This is a genomic window from Sanguibacter sp. Z6_81, assembly GCF_057180625.1.
On sequence record NZ_JBXUFV010000006.1, the window covers coordinates 70008 to 85291 of the forward strand.

The 15284-nt window shown below is 72.4% G+C and carries 13 protein-coding genes and 1 tRNA gene; 13 read left to right on the top strand and 1 reads right to left on the bottom strand.

Annotation, left to right across the window (positions count from 1 at the left end; all coding sequences use genetic code 11):
• Positions 1 to 12: 12 nt before the first annotated feature.
• Complete coding sequence (locus AC2AXK_RS13955; RefSeq protein ID WP_484345999.1) at positions 13 to 1134, top strand: hypothetical protein; 1122 nt, start codon at positions 13 to 15, stop codon at positions 1132 to 1134.
• Positions 1135 to 1224: 90 nt separating this feature from the next.
• Here the strand turns inward: AC2AXK_RS13955 and AC2AXK_RS13960 are convergent.
• Positions 1225 to 1300 (bottom strand) — tRNA-Arg (locus AC2AXK_RS13960).
• 161 nt (positions 1301 to 1461) lie between these two features.
• Here AC2AXK_RS13960 and argS point away from each other — a divergent pair.
• From argS to AC2AXK_RS14020, 12 genes are all read left to right on the top strand, one after another.
• Positions 1462 to 3156 carry an arginine--tRNA ligase gene (gene argS / locus AC2AXK_RS13965; RefSeq protein WP_484346000.1) on the top strand — a complete coding sequence of 565 codons (1695 nt, stop codon included), beginning with the start codon at positions 1462 to 1464 and terminating at the stop codon, positions 3154 to 3156.
• Between the two features lie 22 nt (positions 3157 to 3178).
• Positions 3179 to 4546 (top strand): diaminopimelate decarboxylase, encoded by a 1368-nt coding sequence (gene lysA, locus AC2AXK_RS13970; RefSeq protein WP_484346052.1) that lies wholly within the window; start codon positions 3179 to 3181, stop codon positions 4544 to 4546.
• 79 nt (positions 4547 to 4625) lie between these two features.
• On the top strand, positions 4626 to 5927 hold the full coding sequence (locus AC2AXK_RS13975; RefSeq protein ID WP_484346001.1) for a homoserine dehydrogenase: 1302 nt from the start codon (positions 4626 to 4628) through the stop codon (positions 5925 to 5927).
• On the top strand, positions 5927 to 6997 hold the full coding sequence (gene thrC / locus AC2AXK_RS13980; RefSeq protein ID WP_484346002.1) for a threonine synthase: 1071 nt from the start codon (positions 5927 to 5929) through the stop codon (positions 6995 to 6997). Before AC2AXK_RS13975 ends, thrC begins: the two co-directional genes overlap by 1 nt.
• 11 nt (positions 6998 to 7008) lie before the next feature.
• Complete coding sequence (thrB, locus tag AC2AXK_RS13985) at positions 7009 to 7926, top strand: homoserine kinase (RefSeq protein WP_484346003.1); 918 nt, start codon at positions 7009 to 7011, stop codon at positions 7924 to 7926.
• A gap of 328 nt (positions 7927 to 8254) precedes the next feature.
• Positions 8255 to 10411: a transcription termination factor Rho gene (rho, locus tag AC2AXK_RS13990; RefSeq protein ID WP_484346004.1), complete on the top strand. Its 2157-nt coding sequence runs from the start codon at positions 8255 to 8257 to the stop codon at positions 10409 to 10411.
• A gap of 133 nt (positions 10412 to 10544) precedes the next feature.
• A complete protein-coding gene (gene rpmE / locus AC2AXK_RS13995) occupies positions 10545 to 10763 on the top strand; it encodes a 50S ribosomal protein L31 (RefSeq protein ID WP_484346005.1) in 219 nt (72 codons plus the stop codon).
• Between the two features lie 135 nt (positions 10764 to 10898).
• A complete protein-coding gene (gene prfA / locus AC2AXK_RS14000) occupies positions 10899 to 11984 on the top strand; it encodes a peptide chain release factor 1 (protein ID WP_484346006.1) in 1086 nt (361 codons plus the stop codon).
• A 6-nt stretch (positions 11985 to 11990) separates the two neighbouring features.
• Positions 11991 to 12881 (top strand): peptide chain release factor N(5)-glutamine methyltransferase, encoded by an 891-nt coding sequence (gene prmC, locus AC2AXK_RS14005; RefSeq protein WP_484346007.1) that lies wholly within the window; start codon positions 11991 to 11993, stop codon positions 12879 to 12881.
• Entirely contained in the window at positions 12878 to 13558 is a 681-nt protein-coding gene (locus AC2AXK_RS14010) for an L-threonylcarbamoyladenylate synthase (protein ID WP_484346008.1), read from the top strand. Before prmC ends, AC2AXK_RS14010 begins: the two co-directional genes overlap by 4 nt.
• Complete coding sequence (locus AC2AXK_RS14015; RefSeq protein ID WP_484346009.1) at positions 13555 to 14682, top strand: MraY family glycosyltransferase; 1128 nt, start codon at positions 13555 to 13557, stop codon at positions 14680 to 14682. The genes AC2AXK_RS14010 and AC2AXK_RS14015 overlap by 4 nt, the downstream gene beginning before the upstream one ends.
• On the top strand, positions 14679 to 15152 hold the full coding sequence (locus AC2AXK_RS14020; protein ID WP_484346010.1) for a Cg1360 family ATP-synthase-associated protein: 474 nt from the start codon (positions 14679 to 14681) through the stop codon (positions 15150 to 15152). The genes AC2AXK_RS14015 and AC2AXK_RS14020 overlap by 4 nt, the downstream gene beginning before the upstream one ends.
• Positions 15153 to 15284 lie beyond the last annotated feature (132 nt).

Below are 15284 nucleotides of genomic sequence, written 5' to 3' on the forward strand. Positions count from 1 at the left end.
GGACAGCACCCCATGGCGACGACCGCCCTCACCGACGCGCCCACCGACACCCCCTACGTGGCGCCCGACGGGCGGGACACCGGCCAGCGCGGCAGGCGCGCACCTCACCCGGCGGTCTCGCTCGCGGGGATGACCGTGGGGCTGGGTGCGATCCTCGTCGCTCTCCTCGCGCTGTTCATCCTTCCCTCGCTCAAGAGCGGGGCACGGGACTTGCCGACCGGCCTCGTCGGCAGCCCGGCCGCGGTCGCGCAGGCGCAGGAGTCCCTCGCGACGCTCGCACCGGGCGCCTACGCCCCGCAGTCCTTCGCGTCCGACGACGCGCTCCGGACGGCCATCGAGGAGCGCGACGTCGTCGGAGGCCTCGTCGTCGACGACGAGGTGCACGTCCTCGTCGCGAGCGCCGGGTCCACGGCGATCTCCGGGGTGCTCACCGCCACCGCCACCCAGATGGCCGCAGCCCTCGACGTCCCGGTCGTCGTGACCGACGTCGTCCCGTTGCCCGACACGGACCCCACCGGCATCGGGATCGGTGGGCTCGCGTTCCCGCTCGTCTTCGGCGGCATCGTCCCCGCAGTCGCCTTCCGGTCCGTCTTCCCCCGCAGCCAGGCGTGGCGCGTCGCCGGGCTCCTCGTCTTCTCCGCGATCGGCGGATCCGTCGTCGCCGCGGTGCTCCAGGTCTGGTTCGGCAGCATCGTGTCCGCGTTCTGGCCCGTCGCCGGCTCCATGGCGCTCGGCATCGCCGCCCTCGCGCTCCCGCTCGCCGGCCTGCAGCAGCTCTTCGGTGGCAAGGGCTTCACCCTGGGGGCCATGGCGATGATGTTCCTCGGCAACCCGCTCGCCGGCATCGCGACGACCGGCGCGTGGCTGCCGGCCGGCCTCGGCGCCGTCGGACAGCTGCTCCCGCCCGGAGCGACGGGTGCGCTCGTCCGCTCGGCCGCGTACTTCGGCGGCCACGGTGGCCTCGCGCCTGCCGCGACGCTCGCCGTGTGGGTGGCCGTCGGGGTGGTCCTCAACCTCGTCGGCGCACGTCGGTCGGCCGCGGCAGCTGCGAGCGGCACGCGCGAGGCAGGCGGACCGACGACCGTGAGCGCAGGCCCGTCCGGCACGAGCGACAGGCCGACGTCGTCTCACTGAGGGGTGCGCCGGATCATCCAGCGCTCGACGAGGGAGTGGGGGAGGTGGCCCACCAGGCCGGTGGGCCACGGTGCGTGCATCCACGACGTGTGGTGCCCTCGATAGGATTCGAACCTACGACCTTCTGCTCCGGAGGCAGACGCTCTATCCCCTGAGCTACGAGGGCGGGGACCGTGCCGGCGGGGTCGGGGACCCATGACCGGTCAGGCATGGAGCACATTACCAGCACCTCGGGACCGTGTTCACGCGGGACGCCCCGGTGGTGCGCGCAGCGGTCGCGGCCCGCACCGGGCCGGACGTCGATGCGCCTGTCGCTAGACTCGGGGAGTGACCCCCAACGAGCTCTCCACCGTACTGAGCGCTGCCCTCGCCGCCGCTGTCGCGGACGGCACCCTCGCGCTCGATCCCGCCGACCTTCCCACCGAGGTCCGGGTGGAGCGACCGCGTCAGCGCGAGCACGGTGACTGGGCGACGAACGTCGCCCTGCAGCTCGCCAAGAAGGCGGGCGTCCCGCCGCGTCAGGTCGCCGAGAACCTCGCCGCGCGCCTCGCGGGCAGCGACGGGATCCGTTCCGTCGAGGTCGCGGGTCCCGGCTTCCTCAACATCACGCTCGACGCCGCTGCCGCGGGTGAGCTCGCTCGGACGATCGTCGAGCAGGGAGAACGGTACGGGCGCGGCGACGCGGAGGCCGGCAAGCGGGTGAACCTCGAGTTCGTCTCGGCGAACCCGACCGGCCCCATCCACATCGGTGGTGTCCGCTGGGCCGCGGTCGGCGACTCCCTCGCGCGCGTGCTCCAGGCGGCGGGCGCCGAGGTGACCCGCGAGTACTACTTCAACGACCACGGCGCGCAGATCGACAGGTTCGCCCGGTCGCTCCTCGCCCGCGCGAAGGGCGAGGACGCCCCCGAGGACGGCTACGGCGGGCAGTACATCCAGGACATCGCCGACGCGGTGCTCGCCCAGGTGGCAGCCGACGGTGGCCCGGACCCGCTGACGCTCCCGGAGGCGGAGGCCCAGGAGGTGTTCCGGTCGATCGGCGTCGAGCGCATGTTCGGCGAGATCAAGGCCGCGCTGCACGGCTTCGGTGTCGACTTCGACGTCTACTTCCACGAGGACTCGCTCCACGAGTCCGGCGCTGTCGAGCGCGCCGTCGCCCGGCTGCGCGAGGCGGGCCACATCTACGAGAAGGACGGCGCCACGTGGTTGCGCACGACGGACTTCGGCGACGACAAGGACCGCGTCGTCATCAAGTCCGACGGCGAGGCCGCGTACATCGCGGCGGACATCGCCTACTACCTCGACAAGCGCGAGCGTGGGGCGACGGACGTCATCATGATGCTCGGCGCCGACCACCACGGGTACGTCGCACGGCTCATGGCCGTGTGCGCGGCGTTCGGCGACACCCCCGGTGAGCACCTGCAGATCCTCATCGGGCAGATGGTCAACCTGCTCAAGGACGGCCAGCCGCTGCGCATGAGCAAGCGGGCGGGCACCGTCGTCACGCTCGAGGACCTCGTCGAGGCCGTCGGCGTCGACGCCGCGCGGTACTCCCTCGTGCGCTCGTCCACGGACTCGAGCCTCGACATCGACCTCGACCTCCTGGCGCGTGCCACGAACGACAACCCGGTCTTCTACGTGCAGTACGCCCACGCGCGCACCGCGAACGTCGCGCGCAACGCCGCGGACCACGGCGTCGCACGCACGGCCGCTGACGGCACGGACGCCTTCGACCCGTCGCTGCTCGTCGACCCCACGGAGGCCGCGCTCCTCGGGGCGCTCACCGAGTTCCCCCGCGTGATCGCGCAGGCCGCGGAGCTGCGTGAGCCGCACCGGGTCGCGCGGTACCTCGAGGCGCTCGCCGGTGACTACCACAAGTGGTACGGCGCGTGCCGCGTGACGCCCGTGGGCGACGAGGACGTCACCGACACCCACCGGGCTCGTCTGTGGCTCAACGACGCGACGCGTCAGGTGCTCGCCAACGGCCTGAGCCTCCTGGGCGTCAGTGCACCTGAGCGGATGTGAGCGGCAGGTGACGCAGCAGAGCATGCCCGCGGCCGGCCCGACCGACCTCGACGCGTCCGTCTGGCCGCTCACGGCCGCGATCCACGACGGCGCGCTCCAGCTCGCCGGCGTCGACGTCCGAGAGGTTGCCGCCGAGCACGGCACCCCGGCGTTCCTCCTCGACGAGCAGGCGTTCCACGAGCGCGCCCGGATGTTCCAGGACGCCTTCGGCGAGGCGTTCGGTGCCATCGGCAGCGAGGTCGACGTCTACTACGCGGGGAAGTCGTTCCTGTCCGTCGCCGTCGCCCGGTGGGCGCACGAGGACGGGCTGCGCGTCGACACGTGCACCGGCGGGGAGCTCGCCGTCGCCCTGCGCGCAGGCGTCCCCGGGCCGGCGATCGGGCTGCACGGGAACAACAAGTCCGACGACGAGCTGGCGCGCGCCATCGAGCACCGCGTGGGGCGGATCGTCGTCGACTCCTTCGCAGAGATCGACCGGGTCGCGGAGCTCGCACGCGCGGCCGGCCGGTCCGCGGCGGACCGCGTGCCGGTCATGGTGCGGGTCACCACCGGTATCCACGCAGGCGGCCACGAGTTCATCTCGACGGCTCACGAGGACCAGAAGTTCGGCATCTCGCTCGCCGGCGGCAAGGCCCTCGAGGCCCTGTCGGCCGTGCTGGACCACCCTGAGCTGGAGCTGCTCGGCGCGCACACGCACATCGGGTCGCAGATCCAGGACCCGGCGGCGTTCGAGGTCAACACGCGGGTCATGCTCGTCCTGCGGGAGGACCTGCGTGCCGCGACGGGGTACCTCCTGCCCGAGCTCGACCTCGGTGGCGGGTACGGCATCGCGTACGTCCCGGGTGAGATCCCCATCGACGTCCCCCTGCTCGCCCGCCAGCTCGCGGCCGTCATGGCGGACGTGTGCGCCGAGCTCGGCACGACCGCGCCGCGTGTCTCGATCGAGCCCGGCCGCGCGATCGTCGGCCCGACGACCGTCACCCTCTACACGGTCGGCGTCGTCAAGCCGGTGACGCTCGACGACGGGAGCGTGCGTACGTACGTCGCGGTGGACGGCGGCATGAGCGACAACATCCGGCCCGCTCTCTACGGCGCGCAGTACACCGCCCGCCTCGTCAACCGACCGGGTTCCGCCGAGACGGTCCGGGCACGGGTCGTCGGCAAGCACTGCGAGAGCGGCGACATCGTCATCGGCGACGTGCAGCTCCCTGCGGACGTGGCCCCCGGTGACCTGCTCGCCGTGCCCGCCACCGGTGCCTACGGGCGTTCCATGGCCTCGAACTACAACCACGTCCTGCGCCCGCCCGTGGTGGCGCTGCGCGACGGTTCGGCACGCGTGATCGTGCGCCGGGAGACCGAGGACGACCTGCTCGCGCTCGACGTGGGCTGACGTCCGGGGACCGGCTCGCGGCTGCGTATCCTGGGACGACTCCTGACCCAGCTCGAATCGATCGAAGGGTGGCCAACCTGTGCCTGCACCAACAGTGCTTCGTGTCGCACTGCTCGGATGCGGTGTCGTCGGGACGGAGGTCGTGCGCCTGCTCGTGGAGCAGGCCGACGACCTCGCGGCGCGCGTCGGCGCGCGGCTCGAGCTCGTGGGGATCGCGGTGCGCGACGTCGCGTCGGAGCGTGACGCGGTCGTCGACCGCACGCTCCTCACGCAGGACGCCGAGGACCTGGTGGCCCGTGCGGACATCGTCATCGAGGTCATGGGCGGCATCGAGCCGGCGCGCTCGCTGATCCTGCGCGCGATCGCTGCCGGGGCGTCGGTGGTGACCGCGAACAAGGCGCTGCTCGCCGAGGACGGGCCCACCCTCTACCGGGCGGCCGACGAGGCCGGGGTCGACGTGTACTACGAGGCGGCGGTCGCGGGTGCGATCCCGATCGTCCGCCCGGTCCGTGAGTCCCTCGCGGGTGACCGTGTGCAGCGGGTGCTGGGCATCGTCAACGGCACGACGAACTACGTCCTCGACCAGATGACGACGCTCGGTCTCGACCTCGACACGGCCGTGCGCCAGGCCCAGGAGCTCGGGTACGCGGAAGCCGACCCCACGGCCGACGTGGAGGGCTTCGACGCCGCGGCGAAGGCAGCGATCCTCGCGTCGCTGGCCTTCCACACGCGGGTGACCCTCGACGACGTGAGCCGCGAGGGCATCACGGCGATCACCGCCGACGACGTCAGCTGGGCGACGAGCACCGGCCACGTCATCAAGCTCCTCGCGATCTGCGAGGTCACGGCCGAGGGGGTGTCCGCACGCGTCCACCCCGCGCTCGTACCGCTCAGCCACCCGCTCGCCGGCGTGCACGGGGCGTTCAACGCCGTCTTCATCGAGGCCGAGGCTGCCGGGGAGCTCATGTTCTACGGGCGCGGCGCCGGTGGCGCGCCGACGGCGTCCGCGGTCCTCGGAGACGTCGTGTCCGTCGCGCGGCACCGCGTGCTGGGCAGCAAGGGTCCCGCCGAGTCCAGCTACGCGGAGCTCGCGATCGCACCGGCCGCGTCGGCGACCACCCGCTACCAGGTGCGGATCGCTGTCGCCGACCGGCCCGGCGTGCTCGCGCAGGTGGCGCGGGTCGTCGCCGAGCACGGCGTGTCCATCGAGGCCGTCCGCCAGGCGCCGCAGCCCGCGGCGCCCGGGAGCGACGGGACGGCACACCTGGTCATCACGACCCACAGCGCGCCGGAGGCTGCGCTCGTCGCGACCGTGGCCGCGATCGCCGTCCTGGACGCCGTCCAGGACGTCACGTCCGTTCTGAGAGTCGAGGGAGCCTGATGGCCCACGTGTGGCAGGGAATCATCCGCGAGTATGCAGCGCTGCTGCCCGCACACCTCAAGACCCACGTCGTGACCCTCGGCGAGGGCGGCACACCCCTCGTCCCGGCTCCCGCGCTCAGCGCGCTCACGGGTGCTGACGTCTTCCTCAAGGTCGAGGGAATGAACCCGACCGGGTCGTTCAAGGACCGCGGCATGACGACCGCCATCTCGGCGGCGGCGCACAAGGGCGCCAAGGTCGTCGTCTGCGCGTCGACGGGCAACACCTCCGCATCCGCCGCGGCGTACGCGACCGCAGCGGGTATGACGTGCGCCGTGCTCGTCCCGGACGGCAAGATCGCGCTCGGCAAGCTCAGCCAGGCCATCGCGCACGGCGCCAAGCTCCTCCAGGTCGACGGCAACTTCGACGACTGCCTCGTGGCCGCCCGCAAGCTCGCGGACTCCTACCCGGTGGAGCTCGTCAACTCCGTCAACCCCGACCGCATCGAGGGACAGAAGACCGGGTCCTTCGAGGTCGTCGACGTCCTGGGCGATGCTCCGACGATCCACGCGCTGCCCGTGGGCAACGCCGGCAACATCACGGCGTACTGGAAGGGGTACACGGAATACCTGGCCGCTGGCGTCTCGACGCGACTGCCCCAGATGTGGGGGTTCCAGGCCGCCGGTGCTGCCCCGATCGTCGCCGGGCACCCGATCACGGAGCCGGAGACGATCGCGACGGCGATCCGCATCGGCAACCCGGCCTCGTGGTCGCAGGCCGAGGAGGCGCGGGACACCTCGGGCGGTGTCATCGAGGCGGTCACCGACGAGGAGATCCTTGCGGCCCACCGCCTCCTGTCGTCCCAGGTCGGGGTGTTCGTCGAACCGGCGTCGGCGGCAGGTGTCGCCGGGATCCTCTCGCGTGCGCGGCGGGGCCTCGTGCCCGCCGGTGCCCGCATCGTCGTCACGGTGACAGGTCACGGTCTCAAGGACCCGCAGTGGGCGCTCAAGGGCGCGGACGGCATCGAGGTGGTCCCGCAGCGTGTGACGGCGGACGTCGTCTCGATCGCTGACGCCCTCGAGCTCGTCTGACCGGGCGTCCCGTGCAGCTGGGAGCGGACCACGTCCGCGTGCACGTTCCGGCGACGAGCGCCAACCTCGGCCCGGGCTTCGACGCCCTCGGTCTCGCGCTCGCGCACCACGACGTCGTCGAGGTGCGCGCGGTCGCCGACGACCGCGTCCGCGTCGAGGTCGTCGGCGAGGGCGCGGGGGAGGTGCCCGACGACGAGGGGCACCTCGTCGTCCGCGCGCTGCGGATGGCGCTCGACCATGTCGGAGCGCCGATCACCGGGCTGCGCCTGACGTGCACCAACGCCATCCCGCACGGGCGCGGCATGGGGTCGTCGGCGGCCGCGGCGGTCGCCGGGCTCCTCGCCGCACGTGGGCTCGTCGCGGACCCCGCGGCTCTCGACGACGAGACGGTCCTCGCCCTGGCCACGGAGCTCGAGGGGCACCCGGACAACGCGGCCCCAGCCATCCTCGGCGGTGCGACGGTCGCCTGGACGGAAGGCCGGCCGCGGGCCGCTCGCCTGCAGGTCCACGACGAGGTCGTGCCCCTGCTCGTGGTACCCACCGCCAGGCTGTCGACGCACGCAGCGCGGGGCGTGCTGCCCGCGACGGTGCCGCACGCGGACGCGGCGTTCAACGCCGGGCGTGCCGCGCTGCTCGTCCATGCCCTGGCGCACGAGCCGGCGCTGCTGTTCGACGCGACCGAGGACCGTCTCCACCAGGAGCAGCGGTCGGCGGTCATGTCCGCGTCCTGGGAGCTCGTGCAGGGGTTGCGGTCGCACGGGCTGGCCGCTGCCGTCTCCGGTGCCGGACCGACGGTCCTCGTGCTCGGGCGCACCGGCGCGCGTGCCGTCGAGGACGCGGCGGTCGACGAGCTCATCGGTGGCTCAGGCGCCTGGCGGGCCCTGCGCCCAGGCGTGGAGCAGCGCGGCGGGTTCGTCGAGCGGCTCTGATCTTCCCGGCTCGGGGACTCTTCCGGAGAAGCCCGCGGTGCTATAGTGGCGAGAGTTTCTCGCAGGGCCGGCTGTCGCCGGCCGACAGCGCGCCTCTGACAGCCGTGAAGAACCGACCCACCGTTCGTCGTCGATCGATCTGATCGCGGACACGGGGGATGCGGTCTGGGCAGGCGATGCGAGTTTCCATCCGAACCGCGTCAGCTGACGTCATCTCTCCTCGACGTGGCGCGTTCGTACTGCGTCCCGGCCGCCTCAGTGCCGGACGTCGACCGCCCGTGGCCCGTCGTTCCCGACGTGAGGCCATGACGAGGGGGAAGGGTCCTTCGTGACAGAAACCATCGAGACCACGTCGAACAGCTCCGCTGCCGGTGGCTCAGCCCGGGCCGGTGCGATCTCCGCGCTGCGCCTCCCGGAGCTCCAGGCGCTCGCCTCGCAGCTCGGGGTCAAGGGCACGTCGAAGATGCGCAAGAGTGACCTCGTCGACGCGATCAAGAGCACCCAGGGAGCGGGAAGCCGACCCGCTGCAGCCGTCATCGTCGACGGTGCCGTCGGCGCGTCCGAGGGCGGTCGGCGGGCGACCCGCTCCGCCCGGGCCCCGCGCGTCTCGGAGCCCGCTGACAGCGGATCCACCACCACCAGCGCGCCCGTCGCATCGACGACGAACGGCCGCACCGACGGTGCGCCGGAGCAGCAGCCCGAGACTCCCGAGCGCGGCGACGGTGCCGCGCGCCGGGAGCGCGGGCGCCGCGACATCCGTCTCGCAGCGGGTGAGACGGCGGACGAGCGTGCCGCCCGTGCGGCGGCAGCCGTCGTCGACGTCACCCTCCCGGACCAGCGCTCGCAGCGTGAGCGCGGGTCCCGTCGCGCGGCCCGGGGCGCCGGCGCGCCGCAGGACCTCGTGGCCGGGATCGTTCCCGACGTCGCCGTCGAGCAGGGACGCCCGGCACGTGGCGCCGCCGACGACGCTCCGCAGGGTGCGGGCGACACTGCCGACGCGTCGGCCCACCCGTCCGGTGAGCAGCGGGAGTCGCGCCGCCAGCGCAACGAGCAGCGTCAGAGCGAGCGTTCGGGCGGCGAGCCGCGTCAGAACGAGCGTCCGGCGGGCGAGCCGCGTCAGAACGAGCGGCCCGACGACGACGACGAGCGTGGGGGCCGGCGTCGCCGGGGCCGCGACCGCTACCGCGACCGGGCCAGCGAGCGCCCGGGCGCCGAGCGCGTCAACGAGCGCAAGCGCGGGCGCAACCGGTCGAGCGCGAGCGACGCTGCAAGCTTCGAGGACATCGAGGTGCGCGAGGACGACGTCCTGCTCCCCGTCGCGGGGATCCTCGACATCCTCGACAACTACGCGTTCGTCCGCACGAGCGGGTACCTGCCCGGGGCCAACGACGTGTACGTCTCCCTCAACCAGGTGAAGAAGTCCGGTCTGCGACGGGGCGACGCCGTGACGGGAGTCGTCCGCCAGCTCCGGGACGGCGACACGAGTGGTCAGGCCACGGCGAACCGCCAGAAGTACAACGCGCTCGTGCGGCTCGACACGATCAACGGCATGGCTCCTGACGAGGCACGTGGCCGCGCCGACTTCTCGAAGCTCACGCCCCTGTACCCCCAGGAGCGCCTGCGCCTGGAGACCCCGGAGGCCACCCGCCTCACGCCCCGCGTCATCGACATCGTCGCCCCGATCGGCAAGGGCCAGCGTGGTCTCATCGTCGCCCCGCCCAAGGCGGGCAAGACGATCATCATGCAGCAGATCGCCAACGCGATCACGGCCAACAACCCCGAGGTGCACCTCATGGTCGTGCTCGTGGACGAGCGCCCCGAGGAGGTCACGGACATGGAGCGGACCGTCAAGGGCGAGGTCATCGCCTCGACGTTCGACCGCCCCGCGTCCGACCACACGATCGTCGCCGAGCTCGCCATCGAGCGTGCGAAGCGGCTCGTCGAGCTCGGTCAGGACGTCGTCGTGCTGCTCGACTCGCTCACCCGCCTCTCGCGGGCCTACAACCTCGCGGCCCCCGCGTCCGGGCGCATCCTCTCCGGTGGTGTGGACGCGTCCGCGCTCTACCCACCGAAGAGGTTCTTCGGTGCAGCGCGCAACATCGAGAACGGCGGGTCGTTGACCATCCTCGCCTCGGCGCTCGTCGAGACCGGCTCGAAGATGGACGAGGTGATCTTCGAGGAGTTCAAGGGGACGGGCAACATGGAGCTGCGGCTCGCCCGCTCCCTCGCGGACAAGCGCATCTTCCCGGCGGTCGACGTCAACGCGTCGGGCACGCGCCGCGAGGAGATCCTCATGGGCCAGGACGAGCTCCGCGTGACCTACAAGCTCCGCCGGGTCATGGGTGCGCTCGACCAGCAGCAGGCGATCGAGCTGCTGCTCGGCAAGCTCAAGCAGACCAAGTCCAACGCCGAGTTCCTCATGCAGGTCCAGAAGACCACGCCGAACGGACTCGTCGACGACGAGAACGCCGGCCGCACCGTCTGACCCGCTCGACCGGACGTCGGAGGGGGCGGGAAGTTACCTGCCCTCCTCGGTGTTCTGGCATACTGTCCCGTCGGCTTCTGGTTCACGGGGACTGTCCGTCCCCGACCCAGGCCATATCCCAAGGAGAAGCACCGTGAAGGCTGAGATCCACCCCGAGTACGTCGAGACGACCGTGACCTGCACCTGTGGCAACTCGTTCGTCACCCGCAGCACGCAGACCTCCGGGCGTATCTCGTCCGACGTCTGCAGTGCCTGCCACCCGTTCTACACGGGCAAGCAGAAGATCCTCGACACCGGTGGCCGCGTCGCCCGGTTCGAGGCTCGCTACGGCAAGAAGGCCGCGAGCAACTAGTACCTCAGCAGCGCCGGTGGGCGTACGTCGACAACCTCTCCAGGGGCAGCCGACGTGCGGCCCGCCGGCGCTGTCGTCGTCCTACCGCCGGGCGCCCAGCCCGCGGCGCACCCGAACCAGGAAGCTGACCACGCCATGAGTGAGTCATTCGCGGCGGTCGAGCCGCTCCTCGCCGAGCACGCGGAGATCGAAGCGCAGCTCGCCGACCCCGCCATCCACGCGGACCCGGCGCGAGCGCGGGCGCTCGGCCGGCGGTACGCGGAGCTCGGACAGGTGGTCGCGGCGTACCGGGGCTGGCGGGAGAGCGTCGACGACGCCGGCGCCGCGGCCGAGCTCGCGGCGGAGGACGCGTCGTTCGCGGCCGAGCTGCCCGAGCTGCGCGCGGCGGCGGACGCGGCTGCCGAGAAGTTGCGTCGTGTGCTCGTGCCGCGCGACCCGGACGACGGGCGCGACGTCATCCTCGAGATCAAGGCGGGGGAGGGTGGCGACGAGTCGGCGCTCTTCGCGGGCGACCTCCTGCGGATGTACCTGCGGTATGCCGAACGGCGAGGCTGGAAGACCGAGATCATCGCGGCGACGGAGTCGGACCTCGGCGGGTACAAGGACGTCCAGGTCGCGGTCAAGGCGCGGGGGACCGTGGCGCCCGAGGACGGCGCCTGGGCCAACCTCAAGTACGAGGGCGGCGTCCACCGTGTCCAGCGCGTTCCCGTCACCGAGTCCCAGGGCCGGATCCACACCTCCGCGGTGGGCGTTCTCGTCTACCCCGAGGTCGAGGACGCGGGGGAGCTCGAGATCGACCAGAACGACCTGCGCATCGACGTGTACCGCTCCTCGGGGCCCGGCGGCCAGTCCGTGAACACGACCGACTCCGCGGTGCGCATCACCCACCTGCCCTCCGGGATCGTCGTGTCGATGCAGAACGAGAAGTCCCAGCTGCAGAACCGCGAGCAGGCGATGCGCGTGCTGCGCGCACGGCTGCTCGCGGCGCGGCAGGAGGCGGAGGCGGCAGCGGCCAACGACATCCGCCGCTCACAGGTGCGCACGGTGGACAGGTCAGAGCGGATCCGCACGTACAACTACCCCGAGAACCGCATCGCCGACCACCGGACCGGCTACAAGTCCTACAACCTCGACCAGGTCCTCGACGGCGACCTCGAGCCGGTCGTCCGGTCGGCGATCGAGGCGGACGAGGCGGCGCGTCTCGCCGCCGCCGGGAGCTGACGGTCGATGGACCTGCTTACCGCCGCTGCGCGGCAGCTCTCGACCGCCGGGATCGAGTCCGCCCGGGTCGACGCAGAGCTGCTCCTCGCGCACGTCGCGGGGACCGACCGGGCCGAGGTGGTCCGTCGCGCGCTGCTCGGGCGTGAGCTCCTCTCCCCGCCCGACGTCCAGCGGTATCGGGAGCTCGTCGCCCGGCGCGCGGCCCGCGAACCGTTGCAGCACCTCACCGGGCGCGCAGCCTTCCGCCACCTCGACCTGGTCGTCGGGCCTGGCGTGTTCGTCCCGCGCCCGGAGACCGAGGCGGTGGCACAGGTGGCGATCGACGAGGCCGCCCGGTTGCGCGCCGCCGGGACGGCGCCGGTCGTCGTCGACCTCTGCACCGGCTCCGCCGCCATCGCCCTGGCCGTCGCGACCGAGGTGCCCGGCGCGCGTGTCCACGCCGTCGAGCTCGATGCGGCGGCGCACGCCTGGGCGGAGCGCAACGTCGCCGCCCACGGGGGAGCGGTGGAGCTCGTTCGCGGGGACGCCCGGACCGCGCTGCCGGCCCTCGCCGGCACGTGCGACGTCGTCGTGTCGAACCCGCCCTACGTCCCGCCCGGCGCGGTCCCGCGCGATCCCGAGGTGGCCGAGCACGACCCCGCGGTCGCGCTGTACGGGCTCGGTCCCGACGGGCTCGAGGTCCCCCGCGGCGTGACGGCAGCGGCCGGACGGCTCCTGCGTGGGGGCGGTCTCTACGTCATGGAGCATGCGGAGTCGCAGGCGGAACCCGCCCGCCGCATGGTCACGGCGTCGGGCATGTTCGGGCCGCCGACCACGCTTCTCGACCTCACGGGCAGGCCGCGCATGGTCGTCGCCCGTCGGACCCCGCCCGCAACCGTGGAAGACTCGATGACGTGAGCACGTCCAGCATCCGACCCGCACTCGACCCGGCAACCTGGGGCCCGGCCCTCGATGAGGCCGTCCACGTCCTGACGCAGGGCGGTCTCGTCGTCCTGCCGACCGACACGGTGTACGGCATCGGTGCGGACGCCTTCCGGCCCGACGCGGTCACCGCCCTGCTGGCGGCGAAGGGACGCGGCCGGCAGATGCCGCCGCCCGTCCTCGTCGGATCTCCGGCGACCCTCGACGCCCTGGCCACGGACGTCCCGGACGCGGCACGGGCGCTGGCCGAACGCTTCTGGCCAGGTGCCCTGACGATCATCCTGCGCTCGCAGCCGTCCCTCGCCTGGGACCTCGGTGAGACCTTCGGCACCGTGGCCCTGCGCATGCCGGACCACCCGGTCGCGCTCGCGCTGCTCGCGCGCACCGGCCCGCTCGCGGTCTCCAGCGCGAACCGCACGGGACGCCCCGCCGCGACGACGGCAGCGGACGCCCACGAGCAGCTCGGCGGAGCCGTGCGCGTGTTCCTCGACGCTGGTGAGGCACCGGGTGGTGTGGCGTCGTCGATCGTCGACGCCACCGGCCCGGAGCTGCGGCTCGTACGGGCGGGCGCCCTGAGCCTCGAGGAGCTCCGCGAGGTGGCCGACGTCCAGCCACCGCAGACCGCGCCGCCACCGGGGGGAGCGGCCCGGTGAGGGTCTACCTCCTCGTCATGCTCGTGGCCGCGGCGGTGACCTTCCTGCTCACGCCGTTCGCGCGCTGGTTGGCGATCCGGACCGGCGCCGTGACGGCAGTGCGGGCGCGCGACGTCCACGTCATCCCGACCCCGCGGCTCGGTGGTGTCGCCATGCTCCTGGGGTTCGCGGTCGCGCTCGTCTTCGCATCGCGGACGCCGTTCCTCGACGGCGTCTTCGCCGCGTCCGACACCGTCTGGGTGGTGCTGGGCGCGGGAGCCCTCGTCTGTCTGCTCGGCGTCGCCGACGACATCTGGGACCTCGACTGGATGACCAAGCTCGTGGGGCAGGTGCTCGCCGCGGGCCTCATGGCCTGGCAGGGTGTCCAGCTCATCACGTTGCCGGTCGGCGGCCTGACGATCGGCTCGAGCCGGTTGTCGCTCTTCGCGACGGTGCTCGTCGTCGTCGTCGCGATGAACGCCGTGAACTTCGTCGACGGTCTGGACGGCCTGGCCGCAGGGATGATCGCGATCGGAGGCACCGCGTTCTTCGTCTATACGTACCTGCTCACCCGCGCCGACTCGGGGCCCGCCGACTACTCGAGCCTGGCGGCAGTGATCATCGCGGCGCTCGTGGGAGCGTGCATCGGGTTCCTCCCGCACAACCTCCATCCCTCGCGGATCTTCATGGGGGACTCGGGCTCGATGTTCATCGGGCTGACCCTCGCGGCAGCGTCCATCGTCGTGACGGGCCAGATCGACCCCGAGAACGCGTCGAGCGGGCAGCGGCTGCCAGCGTTCATCCCGATCCTCCTGCCGACCGCCGTGCTGCTCCTCCCGCTGCTCGACATGGGCCTGGCGGTGGTCCGGCGCCTCCTGGCGGGCAAGTCACCGTTCCATCCCGACCGGATGCACCTGCACCACCGGCTGCTCGAGCTCGGGCACTCCCACACCCGCGCCGTGATCATCATGTACCTGTGGAGCGCCGTCTTCGCGTTCGGCGCCGCGGCGCTCGTCGTGGCCGCGTGGCGGGACGTCGTCGTCGGTCTGGCCGTCGCGGTGCTCGTCGCGCTCCTGCTCACCCTCGGCCCCCTGCGTGGACGCACCAGGAAGGCCGCCCACCAACCTCAAGGACAGAACCGATGACCTCGCCCGACGACCGTGTGCCCACCGGCGCCCCCGACGACCTCCCCGCCCTGCCCGTCGTCCCCCCGCACGTGACGAAGGAGATCTTCCGTTCCGCGCTGCGAGCGACCCTCCTCCTCCTCGTGGTCGTCGCCGTCGTCGGTGTCGGCGTCGGCTATCTCGTCGCGGGGACCGCTGGGGTGTGGGGCGCCCTCATGGGCGTGGGGATCACGCTCCTGTTCTCCGGGACGACCATCTGGTCGATGCTCTACACGGCGGACAAGAGCCCGTCGACGACGATGGCGGTCGTCATGGGGGCGTGGCTCGCCAAGATGGTCGTGCTCATCGCGATCCTCGCGACCGTGGGCCAGATGGACTTCTTCCACCGCCCTGTCTTCGCCATCATCGTGCTCGTCGGCGTCGTGGGGTCCGCGGCACTCGACATGTACGCCGTCGCGAAGGGTCGGGAGCCCTACACGAGGGCGGTCTGACCCGCCGCTCCGGGGCCTCTGGGCGCTGGCTCCACGGTGGTCTACAGGCCCGACCACGCCCTCGCATGGGTTAGGATTCATGCGATCCATGACGGACAGGTCCACCGCAGGCGAGCACGCGAAGCAGCGTCC

Excerpts from the sequence above, each read along its gene's own strand:
- AC2AXK_RS13955 (WP_484345999.1), top strand. The coding sequence starts at position 13 with ATGGCGACGACCGCCCTCACCGACGCGCCCACCGACACCCCCTACGTG.
- lysA (WP_484346052.1), top strand. The coding sequence starts at position 3,179 with ATGCCCGCGGCCGGCCCGACCGACCTCGACGCGTCCGTCTGGCCGCTC.
- prmC (WP_484346007.1), top strand. The coding sequence starts at position 11,991 with ATGGACCTGCTTACCGCCGCTGCGCGGCAGCTCTCGACCGCCGGGATC.
- thrC (WP_484346002.1), top strand. The coding sequence starts at position 5,927 with ATGGCCCACGTGTGGCAGGGAATCATCCGCGAGTATGCAGCGCTGCTG.
- prfA (WP_484346006.1), top strand. The coding sequence starts at position 10,899 with ATGAGTGAGTCATTCGCGGCGGTCGAGCCGCTCCTCGCCGAGCACGCG.
- AC2AXK_RS14020 (WP_484346010.1), top strand. The coding sequence starts at position 14,679 with ATGACCTCGCCCGACGACCGTGTGCCCACCGGCGCCCCCGACGACCTC.